The sequence below is a fragment of the Sulfuricurvum sp. genome, assembly GCF_028688295.1.
Lineage (GTDB): Bacteria > Campylobacterota > Campylobacteria > Campylobacterales > Sulfurimonadaceae > Sulfuricurvum.
This window is the reverse complement of sequence record NZ_JAQTYM010000124.1, coordinates 1-3,226: the sequence shown is the minus strand read 5'-3', so window position 1 is coordinate 3,226 and position 3,226 is coordinate 1. Positions and strand designations below refer to the sequence as shown.

Annotated in this window: 4 protein-coding genes; all 4 read right to left on the bottom strand. The window is 39.6% G+C overall.

Translation table 11 applies throughout. The features are described from left to right. Positions 1-85 precede the first annotated feature (85 nt). Entirely contained in the window at positions 86-1,342 is a 1,257-nt protein-coding gene (locus tag PHR02_RS13400) for a hypothetical protein (RefSeq protein ID WP_299992789.1), read from the bottom strand. Beyond that, the gene (locus PHR02_RS13395; protein ID WP_299992787.1) at positions 1,335-1,715 is read right to left on the bottom strand and encodes a YkgJ family cysteine cluster protein; all 381 of its coding nucleotides are present in this window, start codon (positions 1,713-1,715) and stop codon (positions 1,335-1,337) included. Before PHR02_RS13395 ends, PHR02_RS13400 begins: the two co-directional genes overlap by 8 nt. Then, a complete protein-coding gene (locus PHR02_RS13390) occupies positions 1,700-2,398 on the bottom strand; it encodes a methyltransferase (RefSeq protein ID WP_299992785.1) in 699 nt (232 codons plus the stop codon). Before PHR02_RS13390 ends, PHR02_RS13395 begins: the two co-directional genes overlap by 16 nt. Positions 2,399-2,641: 243 nt before the next feature. Then, a partial coding sequence (locus tag PHR02_RS13385) for a DUF3800 domain-containing protein (protein ID WP_299992783.1) occupies positions 2,642-3,226 on the bottom strand: 585 nt, incomplete at its 5' end.

Genomic DNA, 3,226 nt, shown 5'->3' with positions numbered 1-3,226 from the left:
GAACGTCCGAGCCAATCCATACTAAACTTGGCCTCACGCTCTAGTAAATCTTCTTTGGTTTTTTTGATGATGTCGTCTAGTATCATTAATTTTTCTCCTTGGTTTTACACTTCTCTATCGCTCTTAAGTGATCTCTCACCTCATCTTCATCTGTCCCTATCATCGATTCAACCTGTTTGATTAAACGCAGAGCCTCGACACACTCGTTTTGTTTATAATGTCCCCATGCCAGTGAATCGATATAAAACGGTGAATCCGGCTGTTTTTCCAATGCACGGCGAACATACCCCATCCCCTCAGAGACATTCAGATCATGATCGATCATCAGATACCCTAAGTAATTCAAATAAAGGGGTTCCTCAAGATCTTGAAGTGCTTTTTTTAGCCCTTCCATCACCTGTGTGACCAAAACAGGATCTTTACGATCCACTGCTCCTTCGTATTTAAAAACAGCACTTTGAGCAAGGTAGAGAGGATTATCTTCTCTCTCATACAATCTTTGAGCCAAAACGGATGCTTTATCGAATGCTTTTACTTTGACATACAAATCGAGTAAAAGAGGATCATTCAACCCCGATTTTTCCAGTAAAGCAGTCATTTTCGAGATATCTTGCTGGTAAAGATAAATTTTGAGCGCTTCATCTGCAACGGAGCTATCTTTAAAAGCATCATACGTCTGTTCATAGATCAATGCCGCATCATTTAACTGAGCACTATCGGCATAAAAGCTCCCCAACCGTTTACCTATAATTTGGCTGTTGCCGTGAGTTCCGAGATGCTCTTTTAAAAATTTGATCGCTTCCGTTTTTTCACCTAAGTGTGTGTATTGGATCAAGGCAATCCGCTCCGCCGTCGTCTCATCGAAATTCAGAGCATACGCTTTTTTGAGGATCGCAACACCCCCCAAATAATCCCCCATTTTAAGTCGCGATTCGGCATAAAGGAGATAATCAGGTATTTTTTTACTCAATTCACTCAATACAGCTACTTTTTGGGATGCTTCAGCAAAATTCCCCTCTTTGAGTAAAGCGATAATTTCAAAACGTTTTAACGTTTGATCTTCTGGAGATTTTGTAAGTTCTGATATTGTCTTTTGTGCTAGAGTTTTAGTATCATTGGATTGTTCCAACATTCGCAAAGATTGATACAAATACTCTTTTTTAGAGGTTTGCTTGTAAAGTTCACCAAAGAATTCTGCCGCTTGATGGTGTTTTTGACGCATCTGTGCATCCAGTGCGTAAAGAGAAAATGTATCTTCTAACAAATTAGCATTATGAATCACTTTTGGTGCAGCATTAGTGATGGAGGCTAGTATCAACACCATCGATAGTAATTTAATCATGGATAATCCCCGGGCATTCCGCTTTAAGTTCATCGATACGGTGGCGAAAGTAATCCCAAAAAGGAAACGTTCTACACTGTAACGGTCTTGCAGTGTAGATACTACACCCATTTAGTGAACGATTGAAAAATATGCAGTCGTACGAGCCGTTTACTTTTTTCTCTTGGAGTGAAAAACGGAACCCCTCTTTGCGCAAATGGGTACGGCGGAACTCCCCCTCCTCCATCTCCAGCAGCGCGGCAATTGCCGCTATTTCGGTGACAGAGACGAATATATTACCGCTCTCTCCCGTACAGCAATTTCCTCCGCATTTAGCGCAGGCAGAGGGATCAAACGCGTAAGAGAAACCTTCTTGTGTCATAAACTCGGACATTTGATACTGTGCACCTTTGCTTTGTCGTAGATCGCTTGTACCGCAGGGGTATAAACACCGTTTGCTTCCGTAATCATCGGAGGCAATACGGTGAGAGCCGCTTTGGAATTCTTTTTCAGATGGAGCATCACCAGTGTACTGGGACGATCCTCTTTTGAATGGACGAATTGTACCTCAACGACTCTTAATCCTGCACGTTCACATGCACTGCACAACGGCACGAACTGACGCGCATCGTAACAGATCGCCGCTTCGCCGCTTGATTTTAGGAGTTTCGAGATTTTAGTAATAAACGGCTCAATCGGCAAGTGGACGTTGTAACGTGCCTGATGGAGGATCGGGTTCTCTGAGCGTGACACGTTCTCATGGTAAAACGGAGGATTAGAAACAATCCAGTCATAACTGCCGTGATTCCCAAGCTCTAAAAAGTCCCCCTCATGGAGAGTGTACCCGATACCGTTGATCGTCGCATTTCGTCGGGCAAATTCGACATACAACGGCTGTTTTTCAACCGCTTCGAGGCACACAGAGGGAAAATCCCGCCCGATCAAAAGCCCCACGATTCCGCTCCCCGCACCGACATCGAGCATTTTCCCCTTCGGGGTAAAACGGGAGATAAATCCATACAGCAATATCGAATCGCTGTTGTAACAATAGCCTCCGTCAGGTTGATAAAGGAGCATTTAGATACCTTTTTGTGTAATGTGTAAATTTTGCGGTTTTTTTAACATAGGTCTAAAGCTATGTTAACTTTTTTGAGTTTTTTTAACATAGGTTTGAACCTATGGGTAAATTTATCGATTTTTTACTCATAGGTTGTGTGCTATGTGTAAATTTTGCTGTTTCTTCCCCGTTCACCCTGAGCCTGTCGAAGGGTTGGCTATGATCGTTTTTTTGAAGAGGTAAGATTTGCGGGATGAATTGAGTCATTGTATGAACTCCAACGACAACAACCTCTCTTTTTCAATATTTGTCAAGGCTGTTATATAGTGCACAAAAGCTTTACTGGATAATTCAGCATTTTTACATAATTCAAATAATTTTCTAAAGTTTTCTTTTTGTAGATCATTTAAATTATTTTTGATTTTAGCAATATCATCAAACTTAAGGTCATTAATAAATTCATTATATTTTCCTAAAATTCCTACCACCACATCTGATAGTTGAATTAGTAAATGAGTATGAGATTTTTCAAACTTAAAGTGATTAAGCATCTGATCTTCATCGTAAAATTCGAATTTATCAAAATAATCGATTATATTTTCTTCTTCATCAAAAATATGTTCAGAGTTTTTAAACAATCCTAACGATCTCATATAAAATTCTGCTAATCTATCAATAAGTTCATAATTTTGATTATTTTGAATGAAAACTAATTCTTCATTTTGTGCATTACGCAAAATATCAGCTAAAACTAAAATACTGTATTCATCAATCCCTTTGATATTACGAATCACTTCATCTTTATGCTTGAAGATATAACTTTTTATCTCTATTAAAAACTTATTAGC